Annotated in this window: 23 protein-coding genes and 1 pseudogene; 22 read left to right on the top strand and 2 right to left on the bottom strand. The window is 62.4% G+C overall.

What is annotated here, in order from left to right; all coding sequences use genetic code 11:
• Positions 1–6 precede the first annotated feature (6 nt).
• The 19 genes from rplX to dsbD all read left to right on the top strand — a co-directional run bounded on the left by rplX (position 7) and on the right by dsbD (position 11,094).
• Positions 7–315, top strand: a complete 309-nt coding sequence (gene rplX / locus LGM56_RS35685; RefSeq protein ID WP_006477187.1) for a 50S ribosomal protein L24 — start codon at positions 7–9, stop codon at positions 313–315.
• A gap of 16 nt (positions 316–331) precedes the next feature.
• Positions 332–871 carry a 50S ribosomal protein L5 gene (gene rplE, locus LGM56_RS35680; protein WP_006477186.1) on the top strand — a complete coding sequence of 180 codons (540 nt, stop codon included), beginning with the start codon at positions 332–334 and terminating at the stop codon, positions 869–871.
• 7 nt (positions 872–878) lie between these two features.
• Positions 879–1,184 (top strand): 30S ribosomal protein S14, encoded by a 306-nt coding sequence (gene rpsN, locus LGM56_RS35675; protein ID WP_011350676.1) that lies wholly within the window; start codon positions 879–881, stop codon positions 1,182–1,184.
• 14 nt (positions 1,185–1,198) lie between these two features.
• Positions 1,199–1,594, top strand: coding sequence for a 30S ribosomal protein S8 (gene rpsH / locus LGM56_RS35670; RefSeq protein ID WP_011350677.1), 396 nt, complete (start codon positions 1,199–1,201; stop codon positions 1,592–1,594).
• An 18-nt stretch (positions 1,595–1,612) separates the two neighbouring features.
• Complete coding sequence (rplF, locus tag LGM56_RS35665) at positions 1,613–2,143, top strand: 50S ribosomal protein L6 (RefSeq protein WP_006758786.1); 531 nt, start codon at positions 1,613–1,615, stop codon at positions 2,141–2,143.
• A 12-nt stretch (positions 2,144–2,155) separates the two neighbouring features.
• Positions 2,156–2,521: a 50S ribosomal protein L18 gene (rplR, locus tag LGM56_RS35660; protein ID WP_006477183.1), complete on the top strand. Its 366-nt coding sequence runs from the start codon at positions 2,156–2,158 to the stop codon at positions 2,519–2,521.
• Positions 2,522–2,535: 14 nt separating this feature from the next.
• Entirely contained in the window at positions 2,536–3,054 is a 519-nt protein-coding gene (gene rpsE / locus LGM56_RS35655) for a 30S ribosomal protein S5 (protein WP_006482895.1), read from the top strand.
• A 15-nt stretch (positions 3,055–3,069) separates the two neighbouring features.
• A complete protein-coding gene (gene rpmD, locus LGM56_RS35650; RefSeq protein ID WP_006400644.1) occupies positions 3,070–3,252 on the top strand; it encodes a 50S ribosomal protein L30 in 183 nt (60 codons plus the stop codon).
• A 26-nt stretch (positions 3,253–3,278) separates the two neighbouring features.
• Complete coding sequence (gene rplO, locus LGM56_RS35645) at positions 3,279–3,713, top strand: 50S ribosomal protein L15 (RefSeq protein ID WP_006477180.1); 435 nt, start codon at positions 3,279–3,281, stop codon at positions 3,711–3,713.
• Positions 3,714–3,755: 42 nt separating this feature from the next.
• Positions 3,756–5,105 carry a preprotein translocase subunit SecY gene (gene secY / locus LGM56_RS35640; RefSeq protein WP_006482915.1) on the top strand — a complete coding sequence of 450 codons (1,350 nt, stop codon included), beginning with the start codon at positions 3,756–3,758 and terminating at the stop codon, positions 5,103–5,105.
• 7 nt (positions 5,106–5,112) lie between these two features.
• On the top strand, positions 5,113–5,331 hold the full coding sequence (infA, locus tag LGM56_RS35635) for a translation initiation factor IF-1 (protein WP_004521905.1): 219 nt from the start codon (positions 5,113–5,115) through the stop codon (positions 5,329–5,331).
• A 20-nt stretch (positions 5,332–5,351) separates the two neighbouring features.
• Complete coding sequence (gene rpmJ, locus LGM56_RS35630) at positions 5,352–5,468, top strand: 50S ribosomal protein L36 (RefSeq protein ID WP_004199844.1); 117 nt, start codon at positions 5,352–5,354, stop codon at positions 5,466–5,468.
• 38 nt (positions 5,469–5,506) lie between these two features.
• Positions 5,507–5,872, top strand: coding sequence for a 30S ribosomal protein S13 (rpsM, locus tag LGM56_RS35625; protein ID WP_006477178.1), 366 nt, complete (start codon positions 5,507–5,509; stop codon positions 5,870–5,872).
• A 28-nt stretch (positions 5,873–5,900) separates the two neighbouring features.
• A complete protein-coding gene (gene rpsK, locus LGM56_RS35620; RefSeq protein ID WP_004197937.1) occupies positions 5,901–6,302 on the top strand; it encodes a 30S ribosomal protein S11 in 402 nt (133 codons plus the stop codon).
• Positions 6,303–6,456: 154 nt separating this feature from the next.
• Positions 6,457–7,080, top strand: coding sequence for a 30S ribosomal protein S4 (gene rpsD, locus LGM56_RS35615; RefSeq protein ID WP_021161733.1), 624 nt, complete (start codon positions 6,457–6,459; stop codon positions 7,078–7,080).
• A 124-nt stretch (positions 7,081–7,204) separates the two neighbouring features.
• The gene (locus LGM56_RS35610; RefSeq protein WP_006477176.1) at positions 7,205–8,182 is read left to right on the top strand and encodes a DNA-directed RNA polymerase subunit alpha; all 978 of its coding nucleotides are present in this window, start codon (positions 7,205–7,207) and stop codon (positions 8,180–8,182) included.
• Between the two features lie 138 nt (positions 8,183–8,320).
• Complete coding sequence (gene rplQ, locus LGM56_RS35605) at positions 8,321–8,716, top strand: 50S ribosomal protein L17 (protein WP_006477175.1); 396 nt, start codon at positions 8,321–8,323, stop codon at positions 8,714–8,716.
• 202 nt (positions 8,717–8,918) lie between these two features.
• On the top strand, positions 8,919–9,245 hold the full coding sequence (gene cutA, locus LGM56_RS35600) for a divalent-cation tolerance protein CutA (protein WP_226208120.1): 327 nt from the start codon (positions 8,919–8,921) through the stop codon (positions 9,243–9,245).
• Positions 9,238–11,094, top strand: a complete 1,857-nt coding sequence (gene dsbD, locus LGM56_RS35595; RefSeq protein ID WP_226208119.1) for a protein-disulfide reductase DsbD — start codon at positions 9,238–9,240, stop codon at positions 11,092–11,094. The genes cutA and dsbD overlap by 8 nt, the downstream gene beginning before the upstream one ends.
• A 152-nt stretch (positions 11,095–11,246) precedes the next feature.
• On the opposite strand, the gene hemB is transcribed toward dsbD, so the two are convergent.
• Positions 11,247–12,245, bottom strand: a complete 999-nt coding sequence (gene hemB / locus LGM56_RS35590; RefSeq protein ID WP_089424302.1) for a porphobilinogen synthase — start codon at positions 12,243–12,245, stop codon at positions 11,247–11,249.
• Between the two features lie 252 nt (positions 12,246–12,497).
• A complete protein-coding gene (gene yihA, locus LGM56_RS35585; protein WP_089444802.1) occupies positions 12,498–13,157 on the bottom strand; it encodes a ribosome biogenesis GTP-binding protein YihA/YsxC in 660 nt (219 codons plus the stop codon).
• A gap of 214 nt (positions 13,158–13,371) precedes the next feature.
• Between yihA and LGM56_RS35580 the strand changes: the two genes are divergently transcribed.
• The 3 genes and pseudogenes from LGM56_RS35580 to LGM56_RS35570 all read left to right on the top strand — a co-directional run.
• Positions 13,372–14,025: a c-type cytochrome gene (locus LGM56_RS35580; RefSeq protein WP_089493946.1), complete on the top strand. Its 654-nt coding sequence runs from the start codon at positions 13,372–13,374 to the stop codon at positions 14,023–14,025.
• A 202-nt stretch (positions 14,026–14,227) separates the two neighbouring features.
• Entirely contained in the window at positions 14,228–16,444 is a 2,217-nt protein-coding gene (locus LGM56_RS35575) for a cytochrome c biogenesis protein ResB (protein WP_089493947.1), read from the top strand.
• A 4-nt stretch (positions 16,445–16,448) separates the two neighbouring features.
• Positions 16,449–17,015, top strand: a pseudogene (locus LGM56_RS35570) (c-type cytochrome biogenesis protein CcsB); the annotation flags it as partial.

The raw sequence follows: 17,015 nt of genomic DNA, 5'->3' as shown, positions 1-17,015 counted from the left end.
GTCGCGATGAACAAGATTCGCAAAGGTGACGAAGTCATCGTCGTCACTGGCAAGGACAAGGGCAAGCGCGGCGTCGTGCTGGCTGTCGGTGCAGAGCATGTGACGGTTGAAGGTATCAACCTCGTCAAGAAGCATGTGAAGCCGAACCCGATGAAGGGTACGACGGGCGGCGTGGAAGCGAAGACGATGCCCCTGCATATTTCGAACGTCGCACTGGTCGACGCGAATGGCAAGGCGTCGCGTGTTGGCATCAAGGTCGAGGAAGGCAAGAAGGTTCGCTTCCTGAAGACGACCGGTGCTGTACTGAGCGCCTGACGCAGCGGAGTAAAAAATGGCTCGTTTTCAAGAGTTTTACAAAGAAAAGGTTGTGCCCGGCCTGATCGAGAAGTTCGGTTACAAGTCGGTCATGGAAGTGCCGCGCATCACCAAGATCACGCTGAACATGGGTCTTGGCGAAGCGATCGCTGACAAGAAGATCATCGAGAACGCCGTTGGCGACCTCACGAAGATCGCTGGTCAGAAGCCGGTCGTGACCAAGGCACGCAAGGCAATCGCAGGTTTCAAGATCCGCCAGGGCTACCCGATCGGCGCGATGGTGACGCTGCGTGGCCAAGCGATGTACGAATTCCTCGACCGTTTCGTGACGGTTGCCCTGCCCCGCGTGCGTGACTTCCGCGGCGTGTCGGGTCGTGCTTTCGATGGCCGTGGCAACTACAACATCGGTGTGAAAGAGCAGATCATTTTCCCCGAAATCGACTACGACAAGATCGACGCACTGCGTGGGCTGAACATCAGCATCACGACGACTGCGAAGACCGACGACGAAGCAAAGGCTCTGCTCGCCAGCTTCAAGTTCCCGTTCAGAAACTGAGGTTACCGTGGCTAAACTGGCACTGATCGAACGTGAAAAGAAGCGCGCCCGCCTGGTCGCGAAGTTCGCAGCAAAGCGCGATGCGCTGAAGGCGATCGTCGAAGACCAAAGCAAGTCGGAAGAAGAGCGCTACGAAGCACGCCTTGAGCTGCAGCAACTGCCCCGCAACGCAAACCCGACCCGCCAGCGTAACCGCTGCGCGATCACGGGCCGTCCGCGTGGCACGTTCCGTAAATTCGGCCTCGCGCGTAACAAGATTCGTGAAATCGCATTCCGTGGCGAGATTCCTGGCCTGACCAAGGCGAGCTGGTAATAGGAGAAACGTAAATGAGCATGAGTGATCCTATCGCCGATATGCTGACTCGCATCCGCAACGGGCAGATGGTCGAGAAGGTATCGGTGTCGATGCCCTCGTCGAAAGTCAAGGTTGCAATCGCGCAAGTCCTGAAAGACGAAGGCTATATCGACGATTTCGCCGTGAAGGCGGAAGGTGCGAAGTCCGAACTGAATATCGCGCTGAAGTACTACGCTGGCCGCCCGGTCATCGAACGCATCGAACGCGTGTCGAAGCCTGGCCTGCGCGTGTACCGCGGCCGTAACGACATCCCGCAGGTCATGAATGGCCTCGGTGTGGCAATCGTGTCGACGCCCAAGGGCGTGATGACCGACCGCAAGGCGCGCGCTACCGGCGTCGGCGGCGAAGTCATCTGCTACGTCGCTTAAAGCCGAGGAGAGAGAAACATGTCTCGAGTAGGTAAGAGCCCGATCGCGCTGCAAGGCGCGGAAGTCAAGCTGGCCGACGGTGCGATCACCGTCAAGGGCCCGCTGGGCACCATCACGCAAGCGATCAATCCGCTCGTGAACGTGGCGAACAACGACGGCACGCTGAACCTGTCGCCGGTGGACGAAAGCCGCGAAGCAAATGCACTGTCGGGCACGATGCGCGCGATTATCGCGAATGCCGTGCACGGCGTGACCAAGGGTTTCGAGCGCAAGCTGACGCTGGTTGGCGTCGGTTATCGTGCGCAAGCGCAAGGCGACAAGCTGAACCTGTCGCTGGGTTTCTCGCACCCGGTGGTGCACCAGATGCCGGAAGGCGTCAAGGCAGAAACCCCGACGCAAACCGAAATCGTGATCAAGGGGATCAACAAGCAACAAGTCGGTCAAGTGGCTGCGGAAGTCCGCGGTTACCGTCCGCCGGAACCCTACAAGGGCAAGGGCGTGCGCTATTCCGACGAGGTTGTGATCCTCAAAGAAACGAAGAAGAAGTAAGGGTGCGCAATCATGGATAAGACTCAATCTCGCCTGCGCCGCGCTCGCCAGACGCGTATCAAGATCGCTGAGCTGCAGGTCGCGCGTCTCGCCGTGCATCGCACGAACACGCACATCTACGCTCAAGTGTTCTCGCCGTGCGGCACCAAGGTGCTCGCCAGCGCGTCGACGCTCGAAGCAGAAGTGCGCGCAGAACTGGCCGACAAGTCGGGCAAGGGCGGCAACGTCAATGCCGCGACGCTGATCGGCAAGCGTATTGCCGAAAAGGCAAAGGCTGCCGGCATCGAATCCGTCGCCTTCGACCGCTCGGGCTTCCGCTACCACGGCCGCGTCAAGGCGCTGGCTGAGGCAGCTCGCGAAGCTGGGCTCAAGTTCTAAGGAAGGAATTCGTCATGGCAAAGATGCAAGCGAAAGTTCAGGCTGACGAGCGCGACGACGGCCTTCGCGAAAAGATGATTTCGGTCAATCGCGTGACCAAGGTCGTGAAGGGTGGCCGTATTCTCGGCTTCGCCGCACTGACCGTGGTTGGCGACGGTGATGGCCGCATCGGTATGGGCAAGGGCAAGGCGAAGGAAGTGCCGGTCGCTGTCCAGAAGGCAATGGAACAAGCTCGCCGCAACATGTTCAAGGTGCCGCTCAAGAACGGCACGCTGCAACACGAAGTGCACGGCAAGCATGGCGCATCCGCTGTCCTCCTCGCTCCGGCGAAGGCAGGTACGGGCGTGATCGCCGGCGGCCCGATGCGCGCAGTGTTCGATGTGATGGGCGTTCAGAACGTCGTGGCGAAGAGCCACGGTTCGACGAACCCGTACAACCTCGTTCGCGCCACGCTGGACGGTCTGCGCAAGCAGTCCACCCCGGCAGACATCGCGGCGAAGCGCGGCAAGTCCGTCGAAGAAATTTTGGGCTAAGCCCGGGTGGTCACCATGTCTGAAAAAACTGTCAAGGTTCAGCTCGTTAAGAGCCTGATCGGGACCCGCGAATCGCACCGCGCGACCGTGCGTGGCCTGGGCCTGCGCCGACTCAACTCGGTCAGCGAGCTTCAGGACACGCCGGCGGTCCGCGGCATGATCAACAAGGTCTCGTACCTCGTTAAGGTCATCGCGTAAGCGGCCCTACGGATCAAGGAGTTGATATGGAATTGAATAACCTGAAGCCGGCAGCTGGCGCCAAGCACGCCAAGCGTCGCGTCGGCCGTGGCATCGGTTCGGGCCTCGGCAAGACGGCTGGCCGTGGTCACAAGGGTCAGAAATCGCGTTCGGGCGGCTTCCACAAAGTCGGTTTCGAAGGCGGTCAGATGCCGCTGCAACGTCGTCTGCCGAAGCGCGGCTTCACGTCGCTGACGAAGGAATTCGTCGGTGAAGTGCGCCTGAGCGACCTCGAGAAGCTGCCGGTCGATGAGATCGATCTGCTCGCACTGAAGCAAGCCGGCCTGGTCGGCGAGCTGACGAAGAGCGCAAAGATCATCGCGACGGGCGAACTGAAGCGCAAGATCGTCGTGAAGGGTCTCGGTGCCACCAAGGGTGCGCGCGCTGCGATCGAAGCGGCTGGCGGTTCGTTCGCCGAGTGACACGCGTAGCGCGTCGTCACTTGCATTCATCGGAGAAGGTACTTGGCTAACAGCCCGAGTCTTGCAAAACCCGGTCGAAGCACGGCGAAATTCGGCGATCTGCGCCGGCGAGCAATGTTCTTGCTCCTGGCGCTGATCGTCTATCGCATCGGCGCGCACATTCCCGTGCCGGGCATCGATCCGGATCAACTGGCGAAGCTGTTCCAGAGCCAGGCGGGCGGCATCCTGGGCATGTTCAACATGTTCTCGGGCGGCGCGCTTTCCCGCTTCACGATCTTTGCGCTGGGGATCATGCCGTACATCTCGGCGTCGATCATCATGCAGTTGCTGGCGATTGTCTCGCCGCAGCTCGAGGCGCTGAAGAAGGAAGGGCAGGCAGGGCAACGGAAGATCACGCAGTACACGCGGTATTTCACCGTGGTGCTCGCGACCTTCCAGGCGTTCGGTATCGCGGCTGCGCTGGAAAACCAGCCGGGCCTCGTTACTGACCCCGGCATGCTGTTCCGTCTGACGACGGTCGTGACGCTGGTTACCGGTACGATGTTCCTGATGTGGCTCGGCGAGCAGATTACCGAGCGTGGTCTGGGCAACGGTATCTCGATCATCATCTTCGGCGGGATCGCAGCAGGGTTCCCGAATGCCGTCGGTGGGTTGTTCGAGCTGGTGCGTACGGGTTCGATGAGCATCATTTCGGCGATCATCATCGTCGTCCTGATTGCCGCGGTGACTTACCTGGTCGTGTTCATCGAACGCGGTCAGCGCAAGATCCTCGTGAACTACGCGAAGCGCCAGGTCGGCAACAAGATCTACGGTGGGCAGTCGTCGCATCTGCCGCTGAAGCTGAACATGTCGGGTGTGATTCCGCCGATCTTCGCATCGTCGATCATTCTGTTCCCGGCAACGATTCTCGGCTGGTTCAGTACCGGTCAGCCGACGGGAAGCTGGATTTCCAATACGTTGCATAACGTTGCGGAAGCGCTGAAGCCGGGCCAGCCGGTCTATGTGCTGCTGTACACGCTGGCGATCGTGTTTTTCTGCTTTTTCTACACCGCACTGGTGTTCAACAGCAGGGAAACCGCAGACAACCTGAAGAAGAGTGGCGCGTTTGTTCCGGGCATCCGCCCGGGCGATCAGACCGCACGATATATCGACCGCATCCTCACGCGTCTGACGCTGGCCGGTGCGATCTACATCGTCTTCGTGTGTCTGCTGCCAGAGTTTCTGGTGCTGCGCTGGAACGTGCCGTTTTATTTTGGTGGAACGTCGCTGCTGATCATTGTCGTCGTCACGATGGACTTTATGGCGCAGGTGCAGTCGTACGTTATGTCGCAACAGTATGAGTCACTGCTCAAGAAGGCGAACTTCAAGGGCGGCAACATCCCGATGCGTTGAAAGGACTATGGCCAAAGACGATGTAATCCAGATGCAGGGTGAGGTGATCGAAAACCTCCCGAATGCGACCTTCCGTGTGAAGCTGGAAAACGGCCATGTCGTGTTGGGGCATATTTCCGGAAAGATGCGGATGCACTACATCCGCATCCTGCCGGGCGACAAGGTGACGGTTGAATTGACGCCTTACGATCTGTCTCGTGCGCGGATCGTGTTCCGGGCGAAGTGATTTGAAAAAAGGGTATTATCATGAAAGTGATGGCATCGGTTAAGCGCATTTGCCGCAATTGCAAGATCATCAAGCGCAAAGGCGTCGTTCGCGTGATCTGCAGCTCGGATCCGCGCCACAAGCAGCGCCAAGGCTGACCGCGCGTTTGTTTGCGCTTTTTGTTTGAGGAAAAACAATGGCTCGTATCGCAGGGGTTAACATCCCGAATCACCAGCACACCGAGATCGGCCTGACGGCAATCTTTGGTGTCGGCCGCACCCGTTCGCGCAGCATCTGCGTGGCAGCTGGCGTCGATTTTTCGAAGAAGGTCAAGGACTTGACCGACGCAGACTTGGAAAAGCTGCGTGAAGAAGTGGGCAAGTTTGTCGTCGAAGGCGATCTGCGCCGTGAAGTGACGATGAACATCAAGCGCCTGATGGACCTCGGTTGCTACCGTGGTGTTCGTCATCGCAAGGGCCTGCCGATGCGCGGTCAGCGTACGCGTACGAACGCACGTACTCGCAAGGGTCCACGTCGTGCAGCGCAAGCGCTGAAGAAGTAAGCGGAACTGACAGTTACAGGAAAACGTAATGGCTAAGGCTTCGAACACCGCGGCGCAACGCGTTCGCAAGAAGGTTAAGAAGAACGTCGCTGAAGGCGTGGTTCACGTTCACGCGTCGTTCAACAACACGATCATCACGATCACCGATCGCCAAGGCAACGCACTGGCATGGGCGACGTCGGGCGGTCAGGGCTTCAAGGGCTCGCGCAAATCGACGCCGTTCGCTGCCCAGGTCGCAGCCGAGTCGGCTGGCCGCGTCGCGATGGAATACGGCGTGAAGAATCTGGAAGTGCGGATCAAGGGCCCGGGCCCGGGTCGCGAGTCGGCAGTGCGCGCACTGCACGGCCTCGGCATCAAGATCACCGCGATTTCGGACGTCACCCCGATTCCGCACAACGGCTGCCGTCCGCCGAAGCGTCGTCGTATCTAAAGGTGTGCTGGCACGTTCGTGCTAGCACATTGCCTGTCGCCGCTTAGCGTCGACGGGCGTTGCTTTTTTGATTGACTAAGCCCACCGTTCGCCCCAAAGGGCGCGAACTAGCGCGGATTCAGATCTGCGTGACTGATTGATAGAGGAATGCAAAGTGGCACGTTATATCGGCCCGAAGGCCAAGCTGTCCCGCCGTGAAGGCACCGACCTGTTCCTGAAGAGCGCACGCCGCTCGCTCGCCGACAAGTGCAAGCTCGACAGCAAGCCGGGTCAGCACGGCCGTACCTCGGGCGCACGTACGTCCGACTACGGTACGCAGCTGCGCGAAAAGCAGAAGGTCAAGCGTATCTACGGCGTGCTGGAGCGTCAGTTCCGCCGCTACTTCGCTGAAGCCGACCGCCGCAAGGGCAACACGGGTGAAAACCTGCTGCAACTGCTGGAGTCGCGTCTCGACAACGTCGTGTATCGCATGGGCTTCGGCTCGACCCGCGCTGAAGCGCGTCAGCTGGTGAGCCACAAGTCGATCACCGTGAACGGCGTCGTTGCGAACGTCCCGTCGCAGCAAGTGAAGGCAGGTGACATCGTCGCGATCCGCGAAAAGGCGAAGAAGCAGGCGCGTATCGTCGAAGCGCTGTCGCTGGCCGAGCAAGGCGGCATGCCGAGCTGGGTTGCAGTCGATGCGAAGAAGTTCGAAGGCACGTTCAAGCAAATGCCGGAACGCGCTGAAATCGCAGGCGACATCAACGAAAGCCTGATCGTCGAATTGTATTCGCGTTAATCCGATTGACGGCCGAGGTACCCCGATTGCGTTGCGCAAGGAGGGGCCTCGGCTGTTTATTTTCTGGTTGTTACCGGTCAGCCTTATCGGTGTAACGAGCCGAGGGTATTGAAAAGGAAAGCCCATGCAAACCAGTTTGCTGAAACCCAAGATCATCGCCGTGGAATCGCTGGGCGAGAACCACGCGAGGGTGGTCATGGAACCGTTCGAACGCGGTTACGGCCACACCTTGGGCAATGCGCTTCGCCGCGTGCTGCTGTCGTCGATGGTTGGCTACGCGCCGACCGAAGTGACGATCGCGGGCGTGGTGCACGAGTACTCGACGCTGGATGGCGTGCAGGAAGACGTCGTCAACCTGCTGCTGAACCTGAAGGGCGTGGTGTTCAAGCTGCATAACCGTGACGAAGTGACGGTTACGCTGCGCAAGGAAGGTGAAGGCGTGGTCACGGCCGGCGATATCGAGCTGGCTCACGACTGCGAAGTCATCAACCCGAATCACGTGATTGCGCATCTGTCGAAGGGCGGCAAGCTCGACGTTCAGATCAAGATCGAAAAGGGTCGCGGCTATGTGCCCGGCAACGTTCGTCGCTACGGCGAAGACACGGCCAAGATCATCGGCCGCATCGTCCTCGACGCATCGTTCTCGCCGGTTCGCCGCGTGAGCTACGCTGTCGAAAGCGCACGTGTCGAGCAGCGTACCGACCTCGACAAGCTCGTGATGAACATCGAGACGAGCGGTGTGATCACGCCGGAAGAAGCGATCCGTCAATCGGCCCGCATCCTGGTCGACCAACTGTCCGTGTTCGCGGCGCTGGAAGGCACGGAAACGGCAGCCGAAGCGCCGTCGCGTGCACCGCAGATCGACCCGATCCTGCTGCGTCCGGTGGACGATCTCGAGCTGACGGTTCGTTCGGCGAACTGCCTGAAGGCCGAGAACATCTACTACATCGGCGACCTGATCCAGCGCACGGAAAACGAGCTGCTGAAGACGCCGAACCTCGGTCGCAAGTCGCTCAACGAGATCAAGGAAGTGCTCGCTTCGCGCGGTCTCACGCTGGGCATGAAGCTCGAAAACTGGCCGCCGGCTGGTCTCGACAAGTAAGCCTGGTTGTTGCTGTAGTTGGCAAAGATGCGGATTTTCCTTTAAAATCCGCATCTTGCTTTTTTTCGTTACCGGCCCGTGCACCCATCGAGGTGCGATAGAAGAGCTGGATCAAAACTTTGAATCAAGGAAACTGAAATGCGCCATCGTCATGGTCTGCGGAAACTGAACCGCACGAGCAGCCACCGTCTGGCTATGCTCCGTAACATGTCCAACTCGCTGATCGAGCACGAAGTCATCAAGACGACGCTGCCGAAGGCGAAGGAACTCCGTAAAGTCGTCGAGCCGCTGATCACGCTCGGCAAGAAGCCGTCGCTGGCAAACCGTCGCCTGGCGTTCAACCGCCTGCGCGATCGTGACTCGGTGGCGAAGCTGTTCGACGTGCTCGGTCCGCGTTTCGCGAACCGTCCGGGCGGCTACCTGCGCGTGCTGAAGTTCGGCTTCCGCGTGGGCGACAACGCGCCGATGGCACTGGTCGAGCTGCTCGATCGTCCGGAAGTCGACGAAACGGAAAACGTGCAAGAAGCTGAGTAAGCTTCCGGTACGCAGCAGTATCTGAAAGGGGCCGAGCAATTGCTTGGCCCTTTTTGTTTTTCCGGCGCCGGCTGCGATCGATTGTCGCAGGGCGGTGCCGGCAGCGTTGCGCGGGCTGCGCTACGATACGGGGCAGCCGGCGCGCGCTCCAGGTGGGCAATTCGCGTCGGCAGGAGCCGATAGACCAGCCAGGAGGGCGCGGATGATAGTGGTGCTGATGCTGACGACGGTGCCCGATGCCGAGACCGCCAAGACGCTTTCCGACGGTGCGCTCGATGGGCGGCTTGCCGCGTGCGTGTCGGAGCTCGGCGCGATCAAGTCGCGCTACCACTGGCAGGGCAAGGTCGAAACGGCCGACGAGATCCAGTTGCTGTTCAAGACGAGCCCTGTGCGGGCGCTCGAACTGGAGCGATTTATTCTCGCGCATCATCCTTACGAGACGCCCGAAATCGTCTCGTGGCAGACGACGGCATCGGCCGCGTACGGCCAGTGGGTGACGAGCGAAACTCAACGTCTATTTCATGTTTAACGGTATGGCGCTTCCCGTGCGCGTGCGCGCGCTGCGATTCCTCGCAGTCCTGTTGTCGTTCATGCTCGTGCTCGGCAGCCTGTCGGTCGCGCGCGCGGCCGACGATTTCCTCGATCCGTCGGTTGCGTTCAAGTTCAGTGCGAGCGAATCGCCGGGGCAGGTGGACGTCCACTTCAAGGTCGCCAACGGCTATTACCTGTACCGCGAGCGGTTCGCGTTCGCGGTGAAGAGCGGGCAGGCGACGCTCGGCGATCCGCAATTCCCGGCCGGCCACGTGAAGTTCGACCAGACGTTCCAGAAGGACGTCGAGACCTACCGTGACGAAGTCGTCGTGCATGTGCCCGTCAAGCAGGCGTCAGGTCCGTTCGAGCTCGCGGTGACGTCGCAGGGGTGCGCGGACGAGGGCATCTGCTATCCGCCGGCCGAGCACGTCGTGAAGGTCGATGGCGCCGCGCTGGGCGCCGCCTCGTCGTCGCCGTCGTCCGCCGATGCGGTTGCCGCGGGCAGCTGGTTCGACAAGGTCACGAGCGCCGATTTCGCGCAGTCGCTGCTCGAAGGGCATGGCTTCTTCACGATCGTCGGACTGTATTTCGTCGCGGGCGTCGTGCTGAGCCTCCTGCCGTGTTCGTATCCGATGATTCCGATCGTGTCGGCGATCATCATCGGACAAGGCACACGCGCGACGCATGCGCGCGGCTTCGCGTTGTCGCTGACCTATGTGGTCGGCATGGCGCTGGTCTACACGGTGCTCGGCATCGCCGCGGCGCTGGTGGGCCAGAGCCTCGGCGCGTGGCTGCAGAACCCGTGGGTGCTCGGCGCGTTCGGCGTGCTGTTGACCGCGTTTGCCGTCTCGCTGATCTCGGGCAAGGACATCGCGCTGCCCGCACGCTGGCAGAACGGCGCGGCCGAGGCATCGAGCGCGCGCCAGGGCGGTCATTTCGTCGCGGTCGCGGCGATGGGCGCGCTGTCCGCACTGGTTGTCGGCGCATGCATGACGGCACCGCTGTTCGCGGTACTCGCCTTCATCGCGCACACGGGCAATGCACTGCTCGGCGGCGCTGCACTGTTCGCGATGGGGCTGGGGCTGGGCGTGCCGCTGCTGGTCGTCGGCGTCGGGGCCGGGACGGTACTGCCGCGCGCCGGCGCATGGATGGACGGCGTGAAGGTGTTCTTCGGCATCGTGCTGCTCGCAGCCGCGCTGTGGATCGTGTGGCCGGTGCTGGCCGGTGGCCTGAAGATGGTGCTCGCTGCGTTGTGGCTGCTGATCGCGGCCGCGGCGCTCGGGCTGTTCACGCCGAATGCCGGCGCCACGTCGATCTGGCGTCGCCTTGGCCGTGGCGTGGGCGCTGCGCTCGCGATCTGGGCGGCTACGCTGCTCGTCGGCCTGGCCGCGGGCTCGACCGATCCGGTCAAGCCGCTGGCGGTGCTGGCGGCACGCACGGTTGCGTCGGGCGGTACGGCGGCAGCAGGCGCGGCCGCTGCTCAGGACGGGCCCGCGTTCGCATCGGTGCGCTCGAGCGGCGAGCTCGACACGCTGCTGAAGACGGCGGGCCAGCCCGTGATGCTCGACTTCTACGCCGACTGGTGCGTGAGCTGCAAGGAGATGGAGCATCTGACGTTCACCGACGCGCGCGTGCAGGCGCGACTCGCGCAGCTTCACCTGGTGCGCGCGGACGTCACCGCGAACAACCCGGATGACCAGGCGCTGCTGAAGCGCTTCAACCTGTTCGGCCCGCCGGGCATCATCTTCTTCGATCGAAGCGGCAACGAGATCGGGCGCGTGGTCGGCTATCAGGCGGCCGAGACGTTCCTGCGCAGCCTCGACCGGGCTGCGGTCCCGACGGTATGACCATGCGCGTCGCGGGCGCGCTCGTGGCGAACCGGGGCGCTTGCGTGGCATGAATTGACGATCGAGGCATACGGCCGCGATCGACAGCAAACAAAAAAACGGCGGGACACCGAAGTGTCCCGCCGTTTTTCTTTCCACCTGCCGGCAGGCGCTTAGCGCTGTGCTTTCAGCAGACGCGCGGCGTCGAGCGCGAAGTACGTGAGCACGCCGTCGGCGCCCGCACGCTTGAACGCGAGCAGCGATTCCAGCACGACCTTGTCGTGATCGAGCCAGCCGTTCATCGCGGCGGCCTTCAGCATCGCGTATTCACCGCTCACCTGGTACACGTAGGTCGGGAAGCGGAACTCGTCCTTCACGCGGCGCACGATGTCGAGGTACGGCATGCCGGGCTTGACCATCACCATGTCGGCGCCTTCGTCGATGTCCAGGCGCACTTCGCGCAGCGCTTCGTCGCTGTTCGCCGGATCCATCTGGTAGGTCATCTTGTTGCCCTTGCCCAGATTGGACGCCGAGCCGACCGCGTCGCGGAACGGGCCGTAGAACGCCGACGCGAACTTGGCCGAATAGGCCATGATCCGCGTGTGGATATGACCGTCGCTTTCCAGCATTTCGCGGATCGCGCCGATGCGGCCGTCCATCATGTCCGACGGGGCGACGATGTCGACGCCGGCTTCCGCCTGCGCGCGCGCCTGATCAATCAGGATCTCGATCGTGTCGTCGTTGATCACGTAGCCGTTTTCGTCGAGCACGCCGTCCTGGCCGTGGCTCGTGTACGGATCGAGTGCGACGTCGGTCAGCACGCCGAGTTCGGGGAAGCGCTTCTTCAGCTCGCGCACCGCGCGCGGGATCAGGCCTTCCGGATTGGCTGCCTCGCGGCCGTCAGGCGTTTTCACCGACGGCTCGATGGCCGGGAACAGCGACAGCACGGGCACGCCGAGTTCGACGCACTGCTCGGCGACCTGCATCAGCAGATCGACGGACACGCGTTCGACGCCGGGCATCGACGGCACCGGCTGCCGTTCGTTGGTGCCTTCGACGACGAACACCGGATAGATCAGGTCGTCGGTGGTCAGGCGGTTTTCGCGCATCAGGCGCCGGGAGAAGTCGTCGCGGCGCATCCGGCGCGGACGATGAAGCGGATGGAAGCTCATGGCGATTGGGTAGAAATCAGGGCAGTAAGACCTTACGGAACCCTTAGGTCATTTTCGGGAGCGTTGGTATATGATAGCGATCGAGCGGCACGCGTCGCGTGCAGCTCCCCGCTTCTCCTCCCTGAGCGGGTGCCTGTCGTTTTTCGATTAGGCTGTTTGACCCGCCGTTCAACGGCGGGTTTTTTTATGAGCCGGCCGAAACCGCAGGCGCCGTCAGGTGCGCGCCGCCGATCCCGGCCGCGCGTTGCCCGATCATTGTGCTACAGGCTCGCTTTTTTCGTCGGCGACGGACGGCCGCACCCAGCTTTCGATCAATTCGTGCGCCTCGTCGAGCCCAATGCGCTTCATCGCCGAGAACAGCTGGACCGTCAGCTTGCCCTGAACGCCCTGGTCACGATACGCATCGAGCCCCTTTTGCGTGGTCCGCAGCGCGTTGATGCTTTCCTGCCGCGTCAATTTGTCGCACTTCGTCAGCAGCGTGTGGATCGGCTTGCCGGTCGGCACGAACCACTCGATCATGCGGCGGTCGAGATCGGTCAGCGGACGGCGCGAATCCATCATCAGGATCAGGCCGCAGAGCTGCGAGCGGGTCGCGAGGTAGGACGACAGCAGCATTTCCCAATGCGCCTTGGCGGCGCCGGGCACTTCCGCGTAGCCGTAGCCGGGCAGGTCGACGAGGTTTGCGACGGGTTCGGCGGCCGGGCCGACGGAGAAGTAGTTGATATGCTGCGTGCGGCCGGGCGTCTTCGACGCGAAGGCGAGCCGCTTCTGGTTGCACAGCACGTTGATCGCCGTCGACTTGCCGGCATTCGAGCGGCCCGCGAACGCGATTTCCGGCTGGACCGTCGGCGGCAGGTCGCGCAGATGGTTGACGGTCGTGTAGAAGCGGGCTTGATGGAGCAGAAAGGCCATGGGAACCGGAAGGACGGGCGGCGCGAGCCGCTTGGTGGAGGCGGGGTAGCCCCGATAGGCGCCGGAGCTTTCAACACGATATTGTACAATACGGCGGTTTTACCGAAGGCTACCGGGCGCCTGCCTCGCGCTTTTATGTAGCTTCTGCGGTAGACTGAACGCCGTCGTTTTTTGCAGAACCTCAAATTCCCACAAGACGAAACAGGGTGTGCGAATGAATCGACTGTGCAAGTCTCTGATGGTGCTTCAGGTTGCAGCAGGGTTCGTAGGTTTGGTAGCGGAGGCAAACGCGGCGGATGCGGCAAAGCCGGATCTCGACCGTGGCAAGGCGATTGCCGGGCAAGTCTGCGCGTCGTGTCACGGCGCCGACGGCAATAGCGCGTCGGGCAGTTTCCCGAAGCTCGCCGGCCAGCATCCCGAATATCTGGTCAAGCAGTTGAACGACTTCAAGACGCAGCCGGGCGCGAAGGGGCCGGTGCGTACCAACGCGGTGATGGTCGGATTCGCGAGTGCGCTGAGCGCGGACGACATGCGCAACGTCGCAGCGTACTACGGGTCGCAGACGACGAAGCTCGGCACCGCACGCGATGCGGCAACCGTGCCGATCGGCCAGAAGATCTATCGCGGCGGCATCGCGGAAAAGGGCGTACCCGCCTGCGCGAGCTGCCACGGGCCGACAGGGCAAGGGATCCCGGTTCAGTACCCGCGTCTGTCGGGGCAATGGGCCGATTACACGGTCGCGCAGTTGACCGCGTTCCAGCAGGGTGCCGGCGCGCGCAACAACAACGAGGCGATGCATCAGATCGCCACGAGGCTGTCGGACAACGAGATCAAGGCCGTCGCGGATTACATCGCGGGCCTGCGTTGAGCGGTCAGCCGCGAACGGAATGACCGGGCGCCCGAAGGGCGGCCGGAGTCAGAACAAGAAAAGGGTGGGGCGCCGCATCGTTGCGGTTGCCTCGCCCTTCTTTTTTGTCAGCGCGCCGGCCGTCACGAGCGTGCTGGCCGCCCCTTCGGGGGCAATAATCAAAGTGAGCGTTGGGGGCTGTTTCCCCTGAGTCGGAGTTTGAATGAGCGTTACCACGTCGGGGTTGCAGTCGAAGTCGGGTCAGGGTGCACCGAAGCGTGCGGTCGAGTTGCTGAGCTCGATGCGCTTCGCGATTGCGCTGCTGGTGGTGCTGTCGATTGCGAGCATCATCGGCACGGTCCTTACCCAGGACGATCCGTATCCGAATTATGTGAACCAGTTCGGGCCGTTCTGGGCGGACATCTTCCGCTCGCTCGGCCTGTACAACGTGTACAGCGCGTGGTGGTTCATGCTGATCCTGATCTTCCTCGTCGTGTCGATCTCGCTGTGCGTGATCCGCAACGCGCCGAAGATGCTCGCCGATGCGAAGAGCTGGAAGGACAAGGTTCGCGAAGGCAGCCTGCGGGCGTTCCACCACAAGGCCGAATACACGACGTCCGGCACGCGCGCGACGGTCACGGCGACGCTCGCGACGTTCGTCACCAAGGCCGGCTACAAGCACATCGTGCGTGAGAACGACGGCGCGACGCTGATCTCCGCGAAGCGCGGTGCAATGACCAAGTGGGGCTACATCTCCGCGCACCTCGCGATCGTCGTGATCTGTATCGGCGGCCTGCTCGACAGCAACCTGCCGATCAAATTCCAGATGTGGATGTTCGGCAAGAGCCCGGTCAACACGAGCGCGACGATCAGCGAGATCTCACCCGACCATCGCCTGTCCGCGTCGAACCCGACGTTCCGCGGCTACGCGTGGGTGCCCGAGGGGCAGTTCGTGTCGACCGCGATCCTGAACCAGCCGAGCGGCTCGCTGATCCAGGACCTGCCGTTCTCGATCCAGCTCAACAAATTCATCGTCGACTACTACACGACGGGCATGCCGAAGCTGTTCGCGAGCGACATCGTCGTGATCGATCGCGAGACCGGCCAGAAGATCCCGGCGCGCGTCGAGGTCAACAAGCCGTTCACGTACAAGGGCGTGTCGATCTACCAGTCGAGCTTCCAGGACGGCGGCTCGCAGATGCAGATGACGGCCTACCCGATGACCGGCGGCAACGCGAAAACCTTCCCCGTGAAGGGGACGATCGGCAGTTCGGCGCCGCTGCAGATGCCGGGCAACGACGGCGACACGATCGAGTTCTCCGATTTCCGTGCGATCAACGTCGAGAACATGGCCGACGCGAACGGCAAGCCGGACGTGCGCGGCGTCGCGACGACGAGCTCGTTGAAAGAAGCGTTCGACGAACGCCTGGGCTCCGGCGCGAAGACGTCGAAGCCGACGCAGCTCCACAACATCGGCCCGTCCGTGCAGTACAAGATCCGCGGCAAGGACGGCCAGGCGCGCGAATTCAACAACTACATGCTGCCCGTCGACATGAACGGCGAGCGCGTGTTCCTCGCCGGCGTGCGTGCGAGCCCGAACGACCCGTTCCGCTACATGCGGATTCCGGCCGACAGCCAGGATTCGATCGGCGAATGGATGCACCTGCGTGCCGCGCTCGAGGATCCGTCCGCGCGCGCCGAGGCCGCTGCGCGCTTCGCGCAGCGTTCGCTGCCGGGCATGGACGCATCGCTGCGCAGCCGCCTGCAGGACAGCGCGCTGAAGGTGCTGACCCTTTTTGCGGCGGGCGACGACAGCGTCGGCCGTGGCGCCGATGGCCAGCCGATCGGCGGCTTCCAGGCCGTGGCGACGTTCATCGACCGCTCGGTGCCGAAGGCCGAGCAGGAGAAGGCCGCGAGCCTGCTGTTGCGCATGCTCGAAGGCTCGATGTGGGAGGTCTGGCAGATCGCGCGCGAGCGTGCGGGCGAGCCGGCGGCGCAGCAGGGCACCGACACGATCCGCTTCGTGCAGAACGCGATCAACGCGCTATCCGACAGCTTTTTGTATGGATCGCCGGTCTATTTGCAGCTTGACTCATTCAAGCAGGTGCAAGCTTCGGTATTTCAGTTGACGCGCGCACCCGGCAAGAATCTGGTGTATCTTGGCAGCCTGCTGCTGGTCGCCGGCATCTTCTCGATGTTCTACGTGCGCGAGCGGCGCCTCTGGTTCTGGTTGAAGGACGCCGGTTCGGGCGTCGATGTGGTGATGGCAATGTCCACGGCCCGCAAGACCTTCGATTTCGAGAAAGAGTTCGTGCAGACGCGCGACGCGGCCGGTGCCGCCTTGCACGCCGCACCTCGCGACGCCGCACCGGCCGGTGCGGTATCGACGGCCCGTCCGCCTGCCGGCGGCGGTTCCGATTCCGAGAATTCCACCCGGTAACATCATGGATCTCACGCAAGTCTCCTCTTCCCATCGGGCGTCGGCCCAGGCTCCGGTGACGGCGCCGCTGTTCGACGACCGTCCGTTCCTCGCGCGCCTGTCGCTGCTCGACTGGCTGTTCGCACTGGCGCTCGTGGTGGGCGCGGGCTATGCGCTCGTGCACTACAACGGGCACATGGATTACTACGACAAGGCGGTGATGATCGGCACCGTGCCGGCGCTCATCGCGCTCGGCTGGCGCTGGAAGCCCGCGCGGCTGATGATGGCGTCGATCGCCGTGCTGGCGCTGCTGTCGATCCAGATCTACCAGGGCGAACTCGCGCGCGCCGATTCGGCGTTCTTCCTCAAGTACTTCCTGTCGAGCCAGTCGGCGATCCTGTGGATGAGCGCGCTGTTCGTGCTCGCGACGATTTTCTACTGGATCGGCTTGCTCGCGCGCTCGGAGTCGGGCTCCGCGATCGGCCAGAAGCTCACGTGGGTCGCCGTGCTGATGGGCTTCACCGGCCTGATGGTGCGCTGGTACGAGTCCTACCTGATCGGGGCGGACGTCGGGCACATTCCGGTATCGAAC

This window comes from Burkholderia sp. AU38729 (genome assembly GCF_020419725.1).
In the GTDB taxonomy this organism is placed as follows: Bacteria; Pseudomonadota; Gammaproteobacteria; order Burkholderiales; family Burkholderiaceae; genus Burkholderia.
The sequence above is the reverse complement of the archived record's forward strand: the minus strand, read 5'-3'. Positions and strand labels throughout refer to the sequence as shown.